Source organism: Dyella sp. C9 (genome assembly GCF_003332825.1).
GTDB lineage: Bacteria > Pseudomonadota > Gammaproteobacteria > Xanthomonadales > Rhodanobacteraceae > Dyella.
Genome location: NZ_QIRF01000012.1, coordinates 74784 through 97003, shown reverse-complemented (window position 1 = coordinate 97003; position 22220 = coordinate 74784). Strand labels below are relative to the sequence as shown.

12 protein-coding genes and 1 pseudogene are annotated in these 22220 nt (G+C 66.9%); 5 read left to right on the top strand and 8 right to left on the bottom strand.

Features of this window, described 5'->3' with window-relative positions:
- The coding region (hrpA, locus tag DVU99_RS19965) for an ATP-dependent RNA helicase HrpA (RefSeq protein WP_232823612.1) at positions 1-1969 on the bottom strand (1969 nt) is incomplete at its 3' end.
- Between the two features lie 279 nt (positions 1970-2248).
- Between hrpA and DVU99_RS14070 the strand changes: the two genes are divergently transcribed.
- From DVU99_RS14070 to DVU99_RS14050, 5 genes are all read left to right on the top strand, one after another.
- The gene (locus tag DVU99_RS14070) at positions 2249-2716 is read left to right on the top strand and encodes a Dps family protein (RefSeq protein ID WP_114240857.1); all 468 of its coding nucleotides are present in this window, start codon (positions 2249-2251) and stop codon (positions 2714-2716) included.
- Between the two features lie 392 nt (positions 2717-3108).
- Positions 3109-5733, top strand: a complete 2625-nt coding sequence (locus tag DVU99_RS14065) for a glycosyltransferase family 2 protein (RefSeq protein ID WP_114240856.1) — start codon at positions 3109-3111, stop codon at positions 5731-5733.
- 116 nt (positions 5734-5849) lie between these two features.
- Entirely contained in the window at positions 5850-7610 is a 1761-nt protein-coding gene (locus DVU99_RS14060) for an autotransporter assembly complex family protein (RefSeq protein WP_114240855.1), read from the top strand.
- 10 nt (positions 7611-7620) lie between these two features.
- Entirely contained in the window at positions 7621-11421 is a 3801-nt protein-coding gene (locus tag DVU99_RS14055; protein WP_114240854.1) for a translocation/assembly module TamB domain-containing protein, read from the top strand.
- Between the two features lie 77 nt (positions 11422-11498).
- Entirely contained in the window at positions 11499-13577 is a 2079-nt protein-coding gene (locus tag DVU99_RS14050; RefSeq protein WP_114240853.1) for a M13 family metallopeptidase, read from the top strand.
- An 85-nt stretch (positions 13578-13662) separates the two neighbouring features.
- Here the strand turns inward: DVU99_RS14050 and DVU99_RS14045 are convergent, their stop codons facing one another.
- The 7 genes and pseudogenes from DVU99_RS14045 to DVU99_RS14015 all read right to left on the bottom strand — a co-directional run bounded on the left by DVU99_RS14045 (position 13663) and on the right by DVU99_RS14015 (position 22208).
- A complete protein-coding gene (locus tag DVU99_RS14045; protein WP_114240852.1) occupies positions 13663-14040 on the bottom strand; it encodes a DUF6632 domain-containing protein in 378 nt (125 codons plus the stop codon).
- Between the two features lie 53 nt (positions 14041-14093).
- Positions 14094-14549, bottom strand: a complete 456-nt coding sequence (locus DVU99_RS14040) for a GNAT family N-acetyltransferase (protein WP_114240851.1) — start codon at positions 14547-14549, stop codon at positions 14094-14096.
- 27 nt (positions 14550-14576) lie between these two features.
- Positions 14577-15920, bottom strand: a complete 1344-nt coding sequence (murD, locus tag DVU99_RS14035) for a UDP-N-acetylmuramoyl-L-alanine--D-glutamate ligase (protein ID WP_114240886.1) — start codon at positions 15918-15920, stop codon at positions 14577-14579.
- A gap of 11 nt (positions 15921-15931) precedes the next feature.
- Positions 15932-17305 (bottom strand): UDP-N-acetyl-alpha-D-muramoyl-L-alanyl-L-glutamate epimerase, encoded by a 1374-nt coding sequence (gene murL, locus DVU99_RS14030; RefSeq protein WP_114240850.1) that lies wholly within the window; start codon positions 17303-17305, stop codon positions 15932-15934.
- Between the two features lie 3 nt (positions 17306-17308).
- Positions 17309-17704, bottom strand: a pseudogene (locus DVU99_RS14025) (endonuclease domain-containing protein).
- A gap of 90 nt (positions 17705-17794) precedes the next feature.
- Complete coding sequence (locus DVU99_RS14020; protein WP_255412918.1) at positions 17795-20365, bottom strand: bifunctional aspartate kinase/diaminopimelate decarboxylase; 2571 nt, start codon at positions 20363-20365, stop codon at positions 17795-17797.
- Positions 20366-20693: 328 nt separating this feature from the next.
- Complete coding sequence (locus tag DVU99_RS14015) at positions 20694-22208, bottom strand: fumarate hydratase (protein ID WP_114240848.1); 1515 nt, start codon at positions 22206-22208, stop codon at positions 20694-20696.
- Between the last annotated feature and the right edge of the window lie 12 nt (positions 22209-22220).

The window sequence follows — 22220 nt, the reverse complement described above, 5'->3', positions numbered from 1 at the left end:
TACGTTTGCATGACTTATATCTGCCGGGCTGGTGGGCTCGTTGATGTGTATACGAGACAGCCCGCTGACCCCGGCCCTCTCCCCGGAGGGGAGAGGGGGAGGTGGTGGCGGCGTCGAGCTTCCACCCCAGCTCCTGCACCACCAGCAACAGCTGCCGGTGCAGTTCGCGCCATTCGCGCATGCGCAGAAAGCTCAGGAAATGCCGGTTGCACCAGTCGCGCAGCTTGGACTGCGTGAGGTCTTCGTGCGCCTTGCCGTACTCACGCCACAGGTTGAGCACGCCGACGAAATCGGACTTGGGATCGGCGAATGCCGCGTGCGCCGCATCGGCCTGCTGGCGCGCGTCGGCGGGTCGCTCGCGCGGATCCTGGATGCTGAGGAAGGACACGATCGCCAGCAGCTCTCGCAGGCTTTGCAGCTGGTTGGCCTCCACCAGCATGCGCGCCAGCTGCACGTCGATCGGCAGCCTGGCCACGGTGCGGCCAATCGGGGTGAGCCGGCGCGCGTCGTCGATCGCGGAGATCTCGGCCAGGCGGCGGTAACCGTCGGCCACCACGCGCGGATCGGGCGCCTCCAGGAACGGGAACTGGTCCACCTCGCCCAGTTGCAGCGAGAGCATGCGCAGGATCACGTTGGCCAGCGAGGAGCGCAGCAGTTCCGGGTCGGTGTAGGCGGCGCGGCCGTCGTAATCGACTTCGTCATACAGGCGATAGCAGATGCCCGGACCCACGCGGCCGCAACGGCCCTTGCGCTGGTCGGCGGCGGCGCGGGAGATCGGCTCCACGTGCAGGCGCTCGAGCTGGCTGCGCTGGCTGTAGCGCTTGACGCGCGCCTGGCCCGAGTCGATCACGTAGCGGATGCGCGGCACGGTCAGCGAGGTCTCGGCCACGTTGGTGGCCAGCACCACCCGACGCTTGGTACCCGGCTTGAACACCCTGTCCTGGTCGCCGGCCGAGAGGCGCGCGTACAGCGGCAGCACCTCGGTCTCGCGGTACTGGCGGCGCGACAGCAGCAGGTGCGCATCGCGGATCTCGCGCTCGCCGGGCAGGAAGATCAGCACGTCGCCGCGCGGGTCGTCGTGGGTGATCTCGTCCAGCACGGCCGCCACGTGATCGGCGCCACCCTGTTGAAGATCCCCTGCCCGCTGTCCGCGTCGCGCGGCCACGTCGTCCACCGAACGCCAGCGCACCTCCACCGGATAGGTGCGCCCCTCCACTGAAACGATGGGCGCGCCCTCGAAGTGCGCGGCGAACCGCTCGGTGTCGATGGTGGCCGAGGTGACGATGATCTTCAGCGACGGCCGCTTCACCGCCAGCCGCTTGAGGTAGCCCAGCAGGAAGTCGATGTTGAGGCTGCGCTCATGGGCCTCGTCGATGATCAGGGTGTCGTAGGCACTCAGCCAGGGGTCGCCCTGCGTCTCGGCAAGCAGGATGCCGTCGGTCATGAACTTCACCAGTGTGCGCTCGGACACCTGGTCGTTGAAGCGCACCTGGAAACCGACCTGGTCGCCCAGCGGCGTGGCCAGCTCCTCCGCCACGCGGCGCGCCACCGAGCGGGCCGCCAGGCGGCGCGGCTGGGTGCAGCCGATCATGCCGGCCTCGCCCCGGCCGGCGGCCAGGCACAGCTTGGGCAACTGGGTGGTCTTGCCCGAGCCGGTTTCGCCCGCGATCACCACCACCTGGTGCTTGCGGATCAGCTCGATGATCTCGTCGGCACGGGCTGTGATGGGCAGCGACTCGTCCAGCCGGATCGCCGGCTTGGCCTCGGCGCGAGCCTGCCGCCTCGCACGGGAGGCCTCGATGTCGGTGGCCAGCGCCGCCAGCTTCTTCTCGTCGAAGCGGCGCGTGAGTTCGCGCCAGCGTCCAAGCAGGCGACCGTAGTCGCGGCTGGAAACCTGGTCGAGGGCCTCGCGCAGCGGACGCAGTCGCGCATCGGCAGGGGCGTTGTTGGAAGCAGGGGATGGGCTCATCGGACCGCACATGATAGCCGGTGGGCGGCATCACAAGCGCCGGCCACCGAGACGCCGCCACCAGCCCGCCGGTTGGGACCACCCGGCAGCGGGGCCGTGGCAGGTTGTCGCTCACGCCTCGCAATGCCGGCGCATCACCACCAGATATGCAGCCGAAGCCCCCGCACCACCCGATAGCCACCGGCTATCAAAGGCATCGGGAGGATTCATTTCACGCGCATGCCGCGCCTGACTAAGCTGGATCCAGGTTTCATCCCCCGCCATCCAAAGGAGCACACCATGGCCATTTCCATCGGCATCGCCAAGAAGGACCGGGAACAGATCGGTCAGCACCTGTCCAAGCTGCTGGCCGACACGTATTCGCTGTACCTGAAGACCCACAGCTTCCACTGGAACATCACCGGCCCGCATTTCAACAGCCTGCACACGATGTTCGAGACCCAATACAACGAACTGTGGCTGGCCGCCGATGAGGTCGCCGAGCGCATCCGCACCCTGGATGTGTTCGCCCCCGGCTCCTACAGCCAGTTCGGCAAGCTCACCTCGATCAAGGAAGAATCCGGCGTGCCGGACTGGAAGGACATGGTGGGCCAGCTCGTCGAGGGCCACGAGATCGCCGCCCACACCTCCCGCGAGGTGATCAAGGTGGCCGACGCGGCCGGCGACGAAGGCACCGCCGACATGGTCACCGGCCGCCTGAAGGAACACGAGAAGACCGCCTGGATGCTGCGCTCGCTGCTCAAGTGAGGCCTGTGGCCCCTTTCTCCGAGGGCTGAAGAAAGGTGGGGTGGGGAGCGAGCGATGCCCCTCACCGGCATTGCGGCGAAAGCTGGCATCCCGCTGCTGTCAGCGCGAAGGGGGTATTGCGGCCAAAGGCACGGGACTCCAGCTTTCGCTGGAATGACGAAGCTGGAGGCTGTCGCCGGGGAGTTCGCCCGGCCCCCCGCCCCAGCCAAGGTGTTCTCCTCACGACTCCTGAACATTTGCAGCCGGGCCTGCAAGCCGCAGCGCTCCGCGCGGACCCGGACGGCCCTGACCTCGGGCTGACCACTCCATCTCCCCTTTATTGAGCGAAAAGCGCCTGATGGTTAAGCTCCTCATGCTTTTCGGCCTCGTGTGAGGCAGCCACGGGGACCGTTTTGAGCGCGACAGTTACCACCCACGACAGCCGGCACCCGCTGCTTGCAGCCATCCTGCTCGCCCTGATCGTGGCGGCCATGAACATCGGTCTCTGGTGGTGGAGCAATCTGCCGCACGGCCCGGAAGACTGGAATGGCCCGATCGGCGGCTTCGCCCTGTCGGCGTTCCAGCGCTACCAGAATCCGCTCAAGAACGACTTCCCGTCCGATGACGAGATCGACGGCGACCTGAAGCTGATCCACCACTACACCTCGCGGATCCGCACCTATTCGACCCTGCAGAACCCGCAGGTGTACCGCCTGGCCGAAAAGGACGGCCTGCAGGTGATGGCCGGCGCATGGATCGACCGTCGCCTGGACAACAACGAGCAGGAAATCGAGACGCTGATCGCACAGGCGCGGCGCTATCCCAACTCGATCAACCGGGTGGTGGTCGGCAACGAAGTGCTGTTCCGCAACGATATCCCGCCCGAGCAGCTGATGGCCTATGCCGACCGCGTGCGCGCCGCGGTCCGCCAGCCGGTGACGATCGCCGAGCCTTGGCACATCTGGGCCAAGTACCCCGAGCTGGCGCAACACGTCGACTTCATCACGGTGCACCTGTTCCCGTACTGGAACGGCATCCCGGTGACCGGCCCGGGCAAGGGCCTGGAGGCGTTCCCGGCCGTGGCGGATGCATTGGGCAGCTACGAAACGCTGCAGAAGATGTTCCCCGGCAAGCCGGTCGTGATCGGCGAAATCGGCTGGCCCTCGAACGGTGACCGCTTCAAGTACGCCGACCCGTCGGTGTCCAACGAGGCGATCTTCCTGCGCACGTGGTTCAACGAGGCCAAGAAGCGCAACATCGACTATTACGTGATGGAGGCGTTCGACCAGCCCTGGAAGGAAAAGCTCTCCGGCCGTACCGAAGCCTACTGGGGCATGTTCAACGCCGATCGCCAGATGAAGTTCCCGTTCACCGGCCCGGTGACCGAGGACACCGCCTGGCCGTGGAAGGCGCTGGCCGCCAGCCTGCTGGCGCTGCTGCCGATGATCTGGTTCGCCAGCCGCTACAGCCGCTTCAAGCTGATGGGCCGCCTGTTCTTCTGCGCGCTGATCCAGCTCGCCTGCGGCCTGATCGTGTGGTCGGCCACGCTGCCGTTCAACTTCTACCTGAGCTGGGTCGACTGGACCATGCTGGTGCTGCTGTTCCCGGCCCAGATCGCGATCCTCGCCATCCTGCTGATCAACGGTTTCGAGTTCACCGAGGTGCTGTGGCGCCGCAGCTGGGTGCGCCATGCCGGCCTGCTGCCGCCCGATCCGGTGGAAAAGCAGCCGTTCGTGTCGATCCACCTGGCCTGCTACAACGAGCCGCCGGAGATGGTGATGATCACCCTCGACTCGCTGGCTGCGCTCAAGTACGAGAACTTCGAAGTCCTGGTGATCGACAACAACACCAAGGACCCGGCGATCTGGAAGCCGGTGCAGGAGTACTGCGAAAAGCTCGGTCCCAAGTTCCGCTTCTTCCATCTGGAGCCGTGGCCCGGCTTCAAGGCGGGCGCGCTGAACTTCGGCCTGAAGGAAACCGATCCGCGCGCCGACGTGGTGGCGGTGATCGATGCCGACTACGTGGTGCGCGAAGACTGGCTGTCGTCGCTGACCGGCTACTTCCACGACCCGAAGGTGGCCGTGGTGCAGTGCCCGCAGGCGCATCGCGACTTCGAGCACAACCGTTTCCGCCGCATGACCGCGTGGGAATACGACGGCTTCTTCCGCATCGGCATGCACCACCGCAACGAACGCAACGCCATCATCCAGCACGGCACCATGACCATGGTGCGTCGCTCGGCACTGGAAGGCACCGGCGGCTGGTCGGAATGGACCATCTGCGAGGATGCCGAGCTGGGCCTGCGCCTGATGCATGCCGGCTATGAGTTGGTCTATGTCGACGAGCTGATGGGCAAGGGCCTCACCCCGGCCGACTTCAAGGCGTACAAGAGCCAGCGCTACCGCTGGGCCTTCGGCGCCATGCAGATCCTCAAGGGCCGCTGGGACTGGATGACCAAGAAGGGCCCGCTCTCGGGCGGCCAGCGCTTCCACTTCCTCACCGGCTGGTTCAGCTGGTTCGCCGATGCGCTGCACCTGATCTTCACCATGATGGCGATCTTCTGGACCGCGGGCATGGTGGCTTTCCCGACCGTCTTCAGCCTGCCGATGCAGCTGTTCCTGATCCCGGTGATCGGCTTCTTCTTCGCCAAGGCGATCTTCGGCATCGTGCTGTACCGCGCGCGCGTCCCGTGCGGCTGGTACGACACGCTGATGGCATCGCTGGCCAGCATGAGCCTGTCGCACGCCATCGCACGCGGCATCCTGCACGGCCTTACCCGCGAGAAGACCTCGTTCGTGGTGACCGCCAAGAGCCGTCGCCTGGGTGGCAGCAACTTCGCCGCCTTCGCACCGGTGCGCGAGGAACTGCTGATGGCCATCGCGCTGCTGTGCTGCGTGGTCGGCATGGGCCTGCGTTTCGGTACCCACTACGTCGAAGGCACACTGTGGATGTTCATCCTCAGCGCCCAGTCGATTCCTTACGTGTCGGCGGTGATCGGCGCATGGATCGCGCACAAGGCCGGCGACAAGGCGGGCTGATCGCGGTCCGCTGCGCGGGGCGTCGTTCACCGGCGCCCCCACCTTGATCGGCTAAGCTTGGGTCCCGCGTGTCATCGGCACGCGCCAGCCACTTCCAGGACGGAAAACAGGACCGCATGCGCCGACTTCGACGCCTGACGCTGCTACCGCTGCTGCTGGCCCCGCTGCTCGCGCACGCGGGCGTGCAGCTGGTGGTGGACGGGGTGGACGATCCGCTGAAGCTGGCCGTCACGTCCGGCGTGGACATCTCCCAGTACGCCAATCGCGACGTGACCGAGGCGCAGGTGCGCCGCCTGTACGGCAAGGCGCTTGAGCAGGCCCGGAGCGCACTGGAGCCCTATGGCTACTACGAGGCCAACGTCCAGGGCCAGCTCGACCCTGTAGGCAACGACTGGCGCGTGACCCTGCATGTGCAGCCCGGCGCGCCGGTAAAGGTGACCGCGGTCGACCTGCAACTGGACGCCACCGCCGCTGCGATCCCGGCGATCCGCCGCGCACAGAAAGCCATCGAGGATCTCAAGGGCGAGGTGCTCAACCACGGCACCTACGACAGCGACCGCGACGCGCTGAGCGGTGCGCTCACCGCCAACGGCTTCCTCGACGCGCGGCTGGTGACGCACCGGGTGGAGGTGAACCGCGGCGAGCGCAGCGCGGTGATCCACCTCGCCTGGCAGGCAGGCCCACGCTATCGCTTCGGCCAGGTGCACTTCGAGGGTTCGCAGTTCCGGCCGGGCTTCCTGCAGCGCTACGTGCCATTCAAGTCCGGCGACTACTTCGCACAGGACAAGCTGCTGCAACTGCAGCAGGCGCTCAACGGCGCGGATTATTTCTCGGTGGTCAACGTGCTGCCCGACGTGGACGACAAGAAGAACGGCGTGGTCGACGTGAAGGTGGAGCTCGTTCCAGCCAAGCGCTCGGTCTACACCGGTGGCCCGTTCTACGGTACCGACACCGGCGCGGGCATACGCCTGGGCAGCGAGCGGCGCTGGGTCAACGATCGCGGCCACAAGTGGAAGAACGAGCTGGTACTGGCGCAGAACCTCAAGACGGTCAGCACGCTCTACTCGGTGCCCATGCCCGGCCCCAACCAGCGCAGCTTCAACTACGGTGCCACCTACCGCGACTCGGACACCGACACCTCGCACTCCAAGACGCTGGAGATCGTGGCCAACGAAACACGCGAGTGGTACGGATGGGTGCGCACCATCGGCCTGCATGCGCTGGACGGCACCTTCACCGTGGGCCTCAAGAGCGGCGAGCCCGACAATACGCCGGGCGTGGACCACGGCCAGAGCAACCTGTTCTATCCGGAAATTTCGCTGTCGCGCAAATCCGGTGACAACCCGATCTTCGTGCGCAACGGCTGGTCGCTCACCTTCGCCGCGCGCAGCACGGTGGGCTCACTGCTGTCCGACGCCCGCTTCAGCCAGGTCACCGCCGACGGCAAATGGATACGCTCGTTCTGGGGCGACAACCGCCTCATCCTGCGTGCCTCGGCCGGCGCCACCTGGACCAATGATTTTTCCGACCTGCCGCCCCAGCTGCGCTTCTTCGCCGGTGGCGACCGCTCGGTGCGTGGCTATGGCTACCAGAGCATCGGCCCGGAGAACGCCTATGGCCGCGTGATCGGCGGCAAGAACCTGCTGGTGGGCAGCACCGAGGTCGAGCATTACTTCACCCGCAACTGGGGCATGGCCGCCTTCGTCGATGCGGGCAACGCCTTCGACGGCACCGACTATCGTCCCAAGATCGGCACCGGCCTGGGCGTACGCTGGCTGTCGCCGGTGGGTATGATCCGGGTGGATCTGGGCACCCCGGTGAACGACTCGCAGAAGCACGGCGTGGAACTGCACGTGGTGATTGGCCCGGATCTGTGAGATCGACGCGATGACCGACGCGACCAACCCACCCTCCCCGGCTCCCGCGCCACGGCCACGGCGGCGCTGGCTGCGCTGGAGCCTGCTCGGCGTATTCGTGCTGCTGGTCGCGCTGGCGTCGTTCGTGGCGTGGCTGCTCACCACCGCGGGTGGCCTGCGCTTTGCAGTGGCACAGACGCAAAGCCTCACCCATGGCGCGGTCAGCGTGCAGTCGGCGCAGGGCCGGCTGCTGGGCCCGCTGGACCTCACCGGCGTCCGTTACGCCGATGGCGAAGGGCTGGAGGTCAAGGTAGCCCAGGCCCACCTGGAATGGCGCGCAACGGCCGCGCTGCGCAAACGCCTGCACGTCACCGTGCTGGATGCGAGCGGGCTGGAGATCACCCTGCCGCCCAGCCAGCCGGAGCCACCGGAAACCAGCAGCAGTCCGTGGTGGGTGCCACCGTTCGACATGGTGGTGGACCGCGGTCATCTCGCCGGCGGACGAATCAGCCGCGGCCAACACCCGATGTTCATCGCCGACCGACTGGATCTGGCTGGCAGCTGGACCGGCCGGGGCCTGGAACTGCGCCAGCTCACCTTGCGCGCACCGGATGGCCAGGTCGACCTGGATGGCACGCTGGTGGTGGCCGGCAACTACCGCGGCGACAACACCACGCGCTTCCGCTGGATGCTCGATGGCACCACCTACGCAGGCCTGCTGAAGGCGCACGGCGACGGCCATGCGGCGCGTGCCGACGTGCAGCTGAGCGAACCCATGGCCGCCCAGCTGCAGTTGCAGCTCGCGCAAACCGGCAACTACGCGTGGACCGCCCGCCTGGACGCGCCGGGTTTCAACCCCAGGCCGCTGTTGGGCGACAGTTCGCTGACCTCGCTGGCGGTGGCGCTGCAGGGCAAGGGCGACCAGCACAGCGCGGAGATCACCGGCCAGCTCGGCCTCAACGACTACCAGCTGCAGCTGCATCCGCTGCGTGGCCACTTCAGCGACGACTTCGACACGCTCACCGTGGACCAGCTGGCCGCCAGCTCGCCGCAGTTCAAGGGCGATGTCACCGCCCATGGCGTGGTGCAACTGGACGCACAACCGCTGTCCGCCGACCTGGACGTGGACTGGAGCGGCGTGGAGCTACCCGAACAGCTCGCCGGCCAGCCCTTGCTCAGCCACGGCAACCTCAAGGCAAGCGGCAGCGTGGACAAGTTCCACGCCGATGGTGCGCTCGCGCTCGGCATGCCGGGCAAGCTCGCCGACATCACGCTCAGTCTCGATGGCAGCCAGCGGCAGATCGACCTGCGCGCATTGACGGTCAAGCAGCCGCAAGGCCAGCTGCAGGCCCAGGGCGCCCTGGTGCTGCAGCCGGACCTCGGCTGGCAACTGCAAGCCACCGCCACTCGCTTCGATCCCGGGCACCTGCTGGCGCAGTGGGACGGTTCACTGGATTTCGACATCGCCTCGCAGGGCACGCTGCCGCAGGGCCATCCCGACGTCATGCTGGAAGTACGCAAGCTGGATGGCCGCCTGCGCGACCGCGTCGTGCATGGCGACGGCAAGCTGCACCTGCCCCCCGAAGGCGTGGTGGAAGGCCAGCTGCACCTGGTTTCAGGCGGTAGCGATGTACGCATCGACGCCAAGCCCGGGCAAAGCAACAACGTCACCGCGCAACTGGCCGTGGCCACCCTGGCCGACTGGCTGCCCGATGCCGCGGGACGCCTGCAAGGCACCGTGCACCTGCGGGGCACCTATCCGCGCCTTGCGGTCGATGCCAACTTGCAGGGGCAGGCGCTGGCCTACCAGGGCCAGCAGGTCGGCAACCTGCATCTGCTCGCCAACGTGCCGGACATCAGCCATCCCGGTGGCAAGCTCGACCTCACCGCCGGCACCGTACAGGCCGGCGGACTCGACTTCAGCCAGGTGAGCGTGCATGGCGACGGTACGGCCGAGCGCCACAGCCTCACGCTCGATGCCCGCGGGCAACCGCTGTCCGCCGAGCTAGCCCTCAGCGGCAGCCTGAAGGGTTCGGCGTGGAACGGCACGCTGTCCACGCTCAACCTCGACCTTGCCGGCCTTCCCCGCTGGCGGCTGCAGCAGTCCACCGCGCTGTCATACAACGATGGCGCCATGTCGCTTTCCGAGCTGTGCCTCACCGCCGGCGAACCGCTGCTGTGCGCCGCGGCCAAGCAGGACAAGGCGGGCAACCTCGATGCCAGCTATCGCCTGCACGGCCTGCCGCTGGCCTTGCTGATGAGCGCCATCAGCACCAGCAAGCTGCCGATGCGGGTGGAAGGTTCGCTGGATGGCAGCGGCAGTGTTCGCCGCAACGCTGCGGGGGCACTCAACGGCAACGCGTCGATCACCTCGGCCAAGGGCTCGATCGCCTATGTCGACCATGCCGACCAGCCGCTGCTCACCTATGACAACCTCGCGGTCAATGCCCAGCTGAGCCCCTCCAGCCAGCGCATCGACATGCGCGCCGGGCTCACCAACAACGGAAGGCTGGACGGCGAGCTCACCATCAACGGCGCCCAGCAGGCCTTGGGTGGGCACGCCTCGCTGCACGTCACCAACCTCGCCCTGCTGGAGATCTTCACCACCTCGGTGGTCAACCCCAAGGGCGCGCTCAGTGGCGAGTTCGGCTTCGCTGGCACGCTATCGCAGCCAGTCATCACCGGGCAGGCCGCACTCAGCGACTTCGCCGCCGAGATTCCGGCCATGGGGCTGAGGCTCAGCCAGGGTCGCATCACCCTCACCACGCGCGATGCGCGCACCTTCCACCTCGATGGCAGCGTGCACTCCGGTGACGGCGACCTGCTGCTGGCCGGCAACGCCTCGCTCGGCGCGGATGCCCAGAGCGTGCTGTCAGTCAAGGGTGCCAATGTACGGGTGGTCGACATTCCCTCGGCCAAGGTGGCGGTGTCGCCTGACCTGTCGCTGCGCCACACGACCGACGGGCTCGACATCACCGGCGCGGTCAGCGTCGACAGCGCCGAGGTGAATCTCGACAAGCTGCCCGGCGCGGGAGCCACCAAGGCCTCGCCCGATGTCGTGGTGGTCGATGCCCCGCAGGCCGAAGACACCGCCACGCAGATGCCGATCACCGCCACCGTCACCGTGCACCTGGGCAACAAGGCGCACCTGGTGGGCATGGGCCTGGACGGCAAGTTGCACGGTCAACTGGTGGTGAGCGAACGCCCGGGACGCGCCACCACCGGCCAGGGCCAGATCCAGGTCGACGGCACCTACAAGGCCTACGGCCAGAACCTGCAGATCGACCGCGGCCAGCTGCTGTTCGCCAGCACGCCGATCGACAACCCCGGCCTCAACATCCGGGCCATCCGCAAGCTCAACCCCAACGCCACCATCGACGATGGGCAGCAGGTGGGCCTCAACATCGCGGGCACGGCGCAGCGCCCGGTGCTCACCGTGTTCTCGCAACCGGTGATGGAGCAGTCCGACGCGCTGTCCTACCTGGTCACCGGCAAACCGCTGTCGCAGGTACGCGGCGGCGAAGGCAACATGGTGGGTGCGGCCGCGCAGGCGCTGGGCTCGGCCACCGGCAACCTGCTGGCCAAGAGCATCGGCACGCGACTGGGCGTGGACGACATCGGCGTCAGCAACAGCGACGCGCTCAACGGCGGGTCGGCCTTCACCGTGGGCAAATACCTCTCGCCCCGCCTGTATATCAGCTACGGCGTGGGCCTGTTCGACCCCGGCCAGGTGATCACCCTGCGCTACCACTTCAACGCACGCTGGAACTTCGAAGCCCAGAATGCCACCGATTTCAGCCGCGCCAGCCTGAATTACCGCTACGAGCGGTAGCCTAGGCCAAAAGTCATGCCCCACCCGCAAGACCCGAGGGTCTATCGTTGTCCCTTTCCCCACCCAGGAGACCGCCCATGCGGCCATTTCGTTGGATTCTCACTGCCGCCGCGCTGACCACCAGCTGCGCGCTGGCCGCTTCGCCGGCCGCCCCCGCTGCGGCGCAGACCCCCGCGCGCAGCGCCAGCGGCGTCGACCTGGCCGGCATCGACCACAGCGTGCTGCCGGGCAATGACTTTGACAACTACGCCAACGGCAACTGGAAGAAGACGGCCGAGATCCCAGCTGATCGCTCCAGTACCGGCGTGTTCCTGCAGGTGTTCCTCAAGGCCGAGCAGCGCAACGCCGACCTGATCAAGAGCGCCGCCGCCAGCAACGCCCCGGCTGGCAGCAACGAGCGCAAGATCGCCGACTACTACGCGGCCTTCATGGACGAGGCCACCATCGAGAAGCGCGGCCTCGCGCCGATCCAGCCCGAGCTGAAGCAGATCGACGCGATCGCCAGCAAGGCCGATCTGGCCCGCGTGCTGGGCGAAGGCCTGCGCGCCGACGTCGATCCGGTCAATGCCACCAACTTCCAGACCGAACACCTGTTCGGCCTGTTCGTCTCGCATGGTTTGGACGACGCCAGCCACAACATCCCATACCTGCTGCAGGGCGGCCTGGGCATGCCCACCCGCGACTATTACCTGTCGCAGGACAAGGCCATGATCGACACGCGCCTGAAGTACCAGGCCTATGTCGCCGCCCTGCTCAAGCAGGCTGGCATCGCCGATGCGGATACCAAGGCGAAGAACATCCTCGACCTGGAAACCAAGATCGCCAAGGCACAGGTCGACATCGTCGACAGCCAGGACATCCACAAGGCCAACAATCCGTGGGCGCTCGGCGACTTCGCCAAGAACGCACCGGGCCTGGACTGGAACGCCTACTTCAAGGCGGCCGGACTGGACCAGCAAAAGATCGTCGACGTGTGGCAGGTGCCGGGCATCAAGGGCCTATCCGCACTGACCGCCAGCGAGCGCCGGCAGACCTGGAAGGACTATCTCACCTTCCACGCCCTCAACGAGAGCGCCGCCCTGCTGCCCAAGGCCTATGCCGACCTCAGCTTTGGCTTCTATGGCCAGACGCTGTCCGGCACGCCGCAGCAACGCGATCGCTGGAAGCGCGCAGTGGCCAGCACCAACGTCTCGCTCGGCGACGCGGTGGGCCAGATCTACGTGAAGAAGTACTTCCCCGCCTCGTCCAAGGCACAGGTCGAGCAGATGGTGAAGAACATCCTCGCCGCGTTCGACGAGCGCGTCGACCACATCGACTGGATGACCCCGGCCACCCGCCAGAAGGCCAAGGCCAAGATCGCCAGCATCCGCGTCAGCGTGGGCTATCCGGAAACCTGGCGCGACTACGGCTCGCTGGAGATCCGCCCGGACGATGCGCTGGGCAACCTGCAACGCGCGCAGAAGCACGAGTACGAACACCAGCTCGCCAAGCTGAGCCAGCCGGTCGATCGCGGCGAGTGGTGGATGACGCCGCAGACGGTGAACGCGGTGAACCTGCCGCTGCAGAACGCGCTGAACTTCCCGGCCGCCATCCTCGAAGCGCCGTTCTTCGATCCCAAGGCCGACGCCGCCGCCAACTATGGTTCGATCGGCGCCATCATCGGCCACGAGATCAGCCACAGCTTCGACAACCTCGGTGCCGAGTTCGACGCGCAGGGCAACCTCGCCAACTGGTGGACGCCGGAAGACCAGGCCCACTTCAAGGCCGCAGGCCAGAAGCTGGTCGAACAGTTCAATGCGTACGAAGCCCTGCCGGGCCTGCACGTCAACGGCCAGCAGACGCTGGGCGAGAACATCGCCGACGTCTCCGGCCTGACCATCGCCTACCTCGCCTATCACAAGTCGCTTGGCGGCAAGCCGGCGCCGGTGATCGATGGCCTCACGGGTGACCAGCGCTTCTTCCTCGCTTTTGGCCAGAGCTGGCGCGAGAAGATCCGCGATGCGGCACTGCGTGCCCGCGTGATCGGCAACGAACACGCGCCGGGCCGCTTCCGCGCCCAGACCGTGCGCAACCTCGATGCCTGGTACGACGCCTTCCAGCCCAAGCCGGGCGAAACGCTGTACCTGGCACCGGCCGATCGCGTGAAGATCTGGTAAGCCAGGGTTCGATCGAGTGATGGGAGCCACGTCTCGCGAGAGGCGTGGCTCTTTCGTTTGGTGGAGTCGCGCGCGGGGTGCGCTCCTACAACCTCGCCGGCCTCGGTGCCAGCACCGCCAGCACGATGGCCAGGATGAACAACGCCGGCACATCGCCCCACAGATGTCCCATGTGGCCCGGGTGACTCAGCGCCTGGACCGCCATGATTCCCCCATGCACCACACTGGACCACACGGCGAACCAGATCAGGCTGAGGTTGGCCAGCGGGTCGCGCGCCGCGCGTATGAGGAATACGCCGAGCGTGGCGTAGACGCCCACGATCATCATCGGGTAGTCCGAATAGCCCTCGTGCCACACCCATCCTGACGGCCAGACCTGCATCAGCGGATAGACGGCCAGGCACACGATGCCCAGTACCACCAGGGCGATACGCAGCAGCTTCAGACGCGACGTCTCGTTCATGGCACCCACCCACGACAGTGGAGAGGCCGCCAGTGTACGCCGGCGCCCGTGCCTCAGAGTTCCCGCGTCATGAAGACGCTGTAGGTATCCTCGACGTAGTCCCCGAATGGGCCACACGGCACGAAACCGAATTGGGCATACAGCGCCCGTGCCGGCACAAAGGCCGCGGGCGCACCGGTTTCCAGGCTCAGGCGGCGATACCCCCGCCGCTTCGCCTCGTCCAGCACGTGCCGCAGCAGGCGCGCCGCCACGCCCTTGCGGCGGTGGTGCATGGAGGTGCGCATGGACTTGATTTCGCCATGCGTGGCATCGAGCTCGCGGAGCGCCCCACACCCCAGCAGCTGTCCGTCTTCCCACACCGTCCAGAAGGTGATCTCCGGTCGCCGCAGCCTGTCCAGGTCGAGCGCATGGATGCTCTCCGGCGGCGAATGCTGCTTCATGTCATCGAGGTGTTCCTGCAGCAGTGCGGCGATTTCGGGACCGCTCAGGTCATCGACGTGTATGTCCACTTGCTCTCCCATCCCGCGCCATGACGCTCAGGCGACACCCAGCCCTTCGATGCCGACGATCTCGTGTCCATCAAAACCGGCCATCTCGGCAAAACGGCGGCCACGTTCGGCGTAATCGTGGAACTGGTCGAAGCTGGGGGCGCCGGGCGACAGCAGGATGGTGCCCCCCGCAGGCGTCAGCACGCGGGCCCGCTCCACCGCGGTCGCCACGCTGGTGGTTTCCTCCACCGCGATGCCGGCCGCGCGCAAAGCCTGCGCGATGCGTGGCCCATTCGCGCCCTGCGCGAGGATGGCGTGCGGGGCATGGGCCTGCATGGCGGTGACGAACTCGCTCCAGTCCAGGCCGCGATCATGGCCGCCGACGATCACCGTCACCTGCTGCCCGGCAAGGCTGCCCAGTGCGGCGAGCGTCGCCTGCGGCGTGGTGCTGATGGAGTCGTTGATCCAGTAGTGCCCGCCCTGCTCGCCCAACGGCTGCAGTCGATGCGGCAGCGGGCGGAAGCTGGCCAGTGAGGGTGCCGCGGCCAGGGCATCGAAACCCATCGCTTCCAGCGCAGCCAGGGCGGCGCAGGCATTCAGGGCGTTGTGTTCACCAGGTGCACGCAGCAGGCCGGCATCGAAGACGGGCTGGGTGCCGCGATGGATCACGCCACCCTCGACATGCCAACCCGGGGCCTGCCCGAACAGCAGCCGATGCGGATGACCCTGCGTGCGTTGCAGCAGCGAGGCTTGCAGGCCATTGACCAGCAACTGGCGCGAGACATCCATCAGCTTGAGCTTGTCGGCGATGTAGCGCTCGCGCGAACCGTGCCAGTCGAGGTGTTCCTCGTACAGGCTGGTGATCAGGCCCAGCTCCACCGGACCGGCCTCGCCGGTCTGGAAGCTGGACAGCTCGATGGCCCAGAGGTCCGCCTGCGTATGCAGCAGCTCCAGCAGCGGCATGCCGATGTTGCCCGCAAGCACCGTGCGCACGCCCAGGCTGCGCGCCAGATGCGCGAGCAATGCGGTGGTGGTGCTCTTGCCCTTGGTGCCGGTGACGGCAACCACGCGGGCATCCGGACGCTCGGCAAACCACAGCGCCGTACCCGACGTGACGCGCACGCCGGAATCCTGCAGCGCCGGTTTGTAAGCCGAAATGCCGGGCGACTTGACGACCACGTCGAAGGCGGCGAGTGCAGCCGCATCCGGCTCTTCGCCGCGCACCTGCAAGGTCGCATCGAACGCCTGCGCCGCATCCACTTCCCCGGCGCTGCAGAACAGCGTCAACGGCAGTTGCGGCAGGCGCGAACGGATCGCCGTGATGGCCGCGCGTCCCTCGCGGCCAAAGCCCCACACCGCCACGCGCTGGCCGGCGAGATCACCGATCCGCAGCGGCGCATCGCTCACGCGAAGAAGGCCAGGGCCGGCTGCAGGCGCTTGGGGATGCGCTGCTCACCCGAGGGCAGCAGCCAGGGCTCCAGCGCCAGTTCATTCACGTCCAGCTGCGGCAGGATCTCGCTGCGGAAGCGCGCCACCAGCGTGTCTTCCTGCCATTCCGAACGCTGGCTCAGCGCATACATCGCGGCGCGCGCCGCGGCGCCCTCGCCCACGCACTCGAACGGCTTGTGATCCTGGTATTCCAGCAGCGCATCGAAGCCGGGCGCGAGGTTCTCGTCGTCGAGCAGGTTGCGCCCGAAGATGGACAGCAAACGCGGCTTGGCCAGGAACGGCGCCAGCGCCAGAAACACAAAGTGGCACTTCGGGCACTGCCCGCACCAGCGATCAGCCGGCTTGGGGCCGAGCAGCTTGAAGTTGCGGTTGCAGCTGGAGAACACGTCGAAGTACGGCGTGAGCCTGGCGAACGCGCGCGTCACCGCCAGCTCCGAATACGGGCGCAGCAACGAGCAATAGTTGAGGTCGGCTGCCACGTGCTCGTGCAGCCAGTCGCCGAGCAGCTGCTCGAAGGTGTAGCCCTTGCTCCACTGGTGGTTCACCTGCTGGCCTTCGTACTCCAGCGTGGCCGCCGAGGCCGAGCGCTCGTTGGCGAAGGCGATGCTGTCGTAGCCGTAGAGGATGGCCGCCACGGCGAGGATGGCCGAGTTCACCGCGGTCACCGGGATATGGCCGTTCCATGCACCCAAGCGGTTGAGTTCGAACAGCCCCGGTGCCAGCTCACGCTGGATGTTGAGCATGGGCAAGCCCGTGCGCTCGGCGCAGGCGGCGATCAGCGGGGAATTGCCGACCCACACGGCGGTGGCCTCACCACTGATGGACTTGATGGCTTCCACCGCCACCAGCGAATCCTTGCCGCCGCCGATCGGAACCAGGGTGCGGGCAGGTAGGTTGAGCTTGGGCGAGATTGGCCCCTCACCCCGGCCATCTCCCCGCAGGGGAGAGGGAGAAGAGGATCGAGGGAAGGCGATGCGGCCACGCAGGTCCAGCCCGTTGCGATAGGCGAACTCGGCCAGGCCGTGCAGGTACAGCGCGTCCAGCAGGTCGGCGGTGGTGGCGTCCAGCGGACCGTCGACCACTTCGATGCGCGGCGGCACGCCGGCCTTGTAGTAGCTGACGCCGGCGATCAGGTGCAGCAGCTTCAGCGCCTGCTCGAAGGCGGCCTGGTGGCCGGCCGGGATCGCGGGGGCATTGGGAAAGCGCACGCGCTCCACCAGCTCCTCGCCATGGTCGAAGCCATACACCAGCTCGGCCACGCCATCGGCATAGCTGCAGCGCACGAAGCGGAATACCTGGGTCAGGCGGGGTTGGATGTGGGTCGTCACGCCTCAGTCTCCATTGCATGCTCCCTCTCCCCTCCGGGGAGAGGGTTGGGGTGAGGGGCCGGGGCTGGCGAGAGCCTCCAGGATCGCCTCGAGCACGCTGTCAGTGGTCGTCAGTACGTCATTGTTCCAGAAACGCAGCACGCGATAACCCTCTTCCTGGAGTTTTCGCGTGCGCGCCTCGTCATAAATCACCTGCTCGCCATGCTGACCGCCGTCCAGCTCCACGATCAGGCCAGCATCGGGACAGACAAAATCGACGACATACAGCCCTATCTCGTGTTACCTGCGGAATTTCCAGCCTTCCAGCCGGCGATTGCGCAGGTGATGCCAAAGTAGCTGTTCCGCATCAGTTTGAGCTGCGCGCAGGCTGCGAGCTCGATCAACATGTAAACGCTTCATCCGTGAGCGTCCTTGATTGTTGCGTTTGGGCGAGCACCCGCCCCTCACCCCAACCCTCTCCCCGAAGGGGAGAGGGAGTGAAAAGCGGGGTTAGTCGAGGATGATCTCCTCGGCCTCGTCACGCAGGTTGTACGGCGAGGACATCACCTTGCCGTACGCGCCCGCCTGGGCCACCAGCACCACGTCGCCTTCCTGCGGCTCCGGCAGGCGGCGGTCGGTGCCGAGCACGTCGCCGCTTTCGCAGATCGGGCCCACCACCTGGAACAGCGCGGTGGCCGGTTCATCCAGCCGGGTCAGGTTGACGATCTCGTGCCAGGCCTCGTACAGCGCAGGGCGGATCAGGCTGTTCATGCCGGTATCCACGCCGAGGTAGCGGATCTGGCCGTTGCCCTTGCCCTTGGTCTGGGTGACCCGGGTCAGCAGCACGCCGGCGTCGGCCACCAGGTAGCGACCCGGCTCCATCCACAGCTTGTAGTGCGGATAGGCGGCCTTCACCTCGCGCAGCACCTTGTCCAGCGCGGCGATGTCCAGCCGCGCCTCGCCCGGGTGCGAAGGCACGCCAAGACCGCCGCCGATGTCCAGGAAGGTGACGCTGCCGATGCGCTCGGCCAGGCTGGCCAGCTGGCTGTACACCTCGCCCCAGTGGCCGTCATCAAGGATGCCCGAGCCCAGGTGGGCGTGCAGGCCGCGCACGGTAACGCCGTGGGTGTCGGCCAAACGCAGGAACGCGTCCAGCTGCTCCACCGGCAGGCCGAACTTGCTGCCGCTGCCACCGGTGCGCACCTTCTCGTGGTGGCCCAGGCCGCGACCAAGATCGAGGCGCAGCACCACTTCCTTGCCGCGGAAAAGTTCACCCCACTGTTCGAGCTGATAGAGCGAGTCAAGCGACAGCGTGGCGCGCGTGCCGAGTGCCCACGCGTAATCTTCCTTCGGCGCGAAGTTCGGCGTGAACAGCAACGGCGCCGATTCGGGCACCACCGCCATCACCGCCTTCAGCTCGCCCGGCGACACGCACTCGAAGCCGAAGCCCTCCTCGGCCAGCGCCTTGAGGATGGCCGGATGGGTGTTGGCCTTCACCGCATAGTGCAGGCGATCCACCGCCGCCAGCGACTTCAGTTCGCGCGCCTGCTGGCGCACCGTCGGCAGGTGGTAGACGTAGCGCGGCGTGGCTTCGGCACCGAGTTTGAGCAGGTCGGCACGGCGCTCCTCGCGCCACCCCGACGCCGCCGGCGGCAGCACCTCGCCGGTGCCGTACAGCGCCTGCCAGCTGGGGCCGAACAGCGCGCTGTCGTCGGTACGCAAGGCACCGGCGGTGATCAGCAGCTCGTGCAGGTGCGGCAGCAGTTCGTCCACCACGTTTTCATCCACCACGAAGGTGAGATTGAGGTTGTTGGAGGACTGCGAAATCATGTGCACGCGCAGCTGGCCGAACTCGGCCAGCACACCTGACAGCGTGTGCAGCATCGAACGCATGCCGCGGCCCACCAGGGTGATGGCGGCGCACGGGGCGATCACCTTCACCCGGCACACCTTGGCCAGGTCGCTGGCCAGTGCAGCGAGCGCGTCCGAATCGAGCAGGTTCTCGGTCGGGTCCAGCGACACCGTCACGTTGGTCTCGGCCGAGCCGATCATGTCCACCGACAGGCCGTGCTGCTTGAACTGCGCGAACACGTCGGCAAGAAAACCGACCTGCTGCCAGATGCCCACCGATTCCATCGACACCAGGGTGATGCCCTTGCGTGCGCTGATGGCCTTCACGCTGGGCGCATGCTCGCGCACCTCGGGGCCGATCAGGGTGCCTTCCAGCTCGGGCCGGTTGGTGTCCTTGATCAGCAGCGGCACGCGGGGCTCGCGCAGCGGCGACAGGCAGCGCGGATGCAGCACCTTGGCGCCGGTGGAGGCGATTTCCTGGGCTTCCTCGTAGTCGAGGCGCTGCAGCAGGCGTGCGCTGGGCACCTGGCGCGGGTTGGCGGTGAACATGCCCGCCACGTCGGTCCAGATTTCCACGCGCTGCGCCTTCAGCAGCGCACCGAAGTACGACGCCGAGGTATCCGAACCACCACGGCCGAGCAGCACGGTACGACCCTGCGACTCGCGGGCGATGAAGCCCTGCGTGATGAACACCTCGCCCTGCGCGGCCAGCCGCGCGTTCAGTGCCGGATCCGGCTTGGCCTCGACCATCGCCGAGAGCAGCTTGGTGCGCTCGTTCTGGTTCGGCAGCGCGATCGCCGCCAGGCAGTCGCGCGCATCCACCCACTGCGTGGGCAGGCCACTGTGGCTGAGGAACGCCGAACCCAACGCGCTGGACATCAGCTCGCCATGCGCCTGCACCAGCGCCGACCACGCCAGCTCGCCGAGCAGCGCGGGGCCTTCGTCGGCCAGCTTCGCCAGCTCGCTCAGGCGGGCAGCCAGGGTATCCGGAACCGCCAGCTGCATGTGATCGAGCAGCTCGTAATGACGCTGTGCGATCGCCTTGGCAGCCTCGATGCGTTTGCCCTTGTCTTCCTGCGCGCACAGCTGTTTGAGTGCGTCGGTGATGCCGGTGAGCGCGGACACGACCACCAGCACGCGGGCGCCTTCGGCGCGGCGGCTGGCAACGAGCTCACGGATGTTCTGCCAGCGCGGCAGGGTAGCGACACTGGTGCCGCCAAACTTCATCACGATCCAGGATGCGTCAGCAGGAAGCGACGCGGGGCTTTGCGGGTTCACGAGTACCTTCAGTGGTGGTTGGGGAAAACAATCGGGCCAGTGTTGCGCCGCAGCAGGTGGAATGCAACCGCCGCGCGCTCGCGGGCGTTTGGATGGCTAAATGCGGGAGAGTATGGGGTGGCAGTACCGGCACCCTCTCCCCTGCGGGGAGAGGGTTGGGGTGAGGGGTCGGACTTGCCTCAGTGGCTAAGGGAGCGAAAGCCTGCTCTAGCAAAGCGTCCGCAAGCACCCGCCCCTCATCCCAGCCTTCTCCCCGGAGGGAAGAAGGAGAAGTGCAGTCTTACGCCACCACCACAGGAATCTTGCCGATACGCGCCTGCCATTCCTTCGGCCCGGTCTGGTGCACCGAGGTACCGGCGGAATCGACCGCCACCGTCACCGGCATGTCCTGCACCTCGAACTCGTAGATCGCTTCCATGCCAAGGTCGGCAAAACCGACCACGCGGCTGGCCTTGATCGCCTTGGACACGAGATACGCAGCGCCACCGACGGCCATCAGGTACACCGACTGGTGCTTCTTGATCGCCTCGATCGCGGCCGGGCCGCGCTCGGCCTTGCCGACCATGCCCAGCAGGCCGGTCTGCGCCAGCACCTGCTCGGTGAACTTGTCCATGCGGGTGGCGGTGGTCGGGCCGGCCGGGCCGACCACCTCGTCACGCACCGGATCGACCGGGCCGACGTAGTAGATGAAGCGATTCTTGAAATCGACCGGCAGCGGCTCGCCCTTGTTGAGCATGTCGACCATGCGCTTATGCGCTGCATCGCGGCCGGTGAGCAGCTTGCCGTTGAGCAGCAGCACCTCGCCCGGCTTCCAGCTGGCCACGTCCTCGCGGGTCACGGTGTCCAGGTTCACGCGACGGCCCTTGCTGGCGTCGTAGGTGAGCTTGGGCCAGTGCTCCAGCGACGGCGGATCCAGCGCAACCGGGCCCGAACCATCCAGCGTGAAGTGCGCGTGGCGGGTGGCGGCGCAGTTGGGAATCATCGCCACCGGCAGGTTGGCCGCGTGGGTCGGGTAGTCCTTGATCTTCACGTCGAGCACGGTGGTGAGGCCACCCAGGCCCTGCGCACCGATGCCCAGCGCGTTGACCTTCTCGTACAGCTCGATGCGCAGCTCTTCCGCGCGGTTCTGCGGACCGCGCGCAATCAGCTCCTGGATGTCGATGTGCTCCATCAACGATTCCTTGGCCAGCAGCATCGCCTTCTCGGCGGTGCCGCCGATGCCGATGCCCAGCATGCCCGGCGGGCACCAGCCGGCGCCCATGGTCGGCACGGTCTTGAGCACCCAGTCGACGATGGAGTCGGACGGGTTGAGCATGGCGAACTTGGACTTGGCCTCCGAGCCGCCGCCCTTGGCGGCCACGATCACCTCGACCGTGTCGCCCGGCACGATGGACATGTTGATGACCGCCGGGGTGTTGTCCTTGGTGTTGCTGCGCTTGCCGGCCGGGTCGGCCAGCACGCTGGCGCGCAGCTTGTTGTCCGGGTCGTTGTAGGCGCGGCGCACGCCTTCGTTGACCATGTCTTCGAGCGACATGGTGGCGTCCCACTGCACGTTCATGCCGACCTTGAGGAAGACCGTGACGATGCCGGTGTCCTGGCACAGCGGGCGATGGCCTTCGGCGGCCATGCGCGAGTTGATCAGGATCTGCGCCATCGCGTCCTTGGCCGCCGGCGACTCCTCGCGCTCATAGGCGGCGGCGAGGTTGGTGATGTAGTCGACGGGGTGGTAGTAGCTGATGTACTGCAGGGCGTCGGCGACGGACTGGATCAGATCGTCTTGCTTGATGGTGGTCATGGCGGCTGCTTC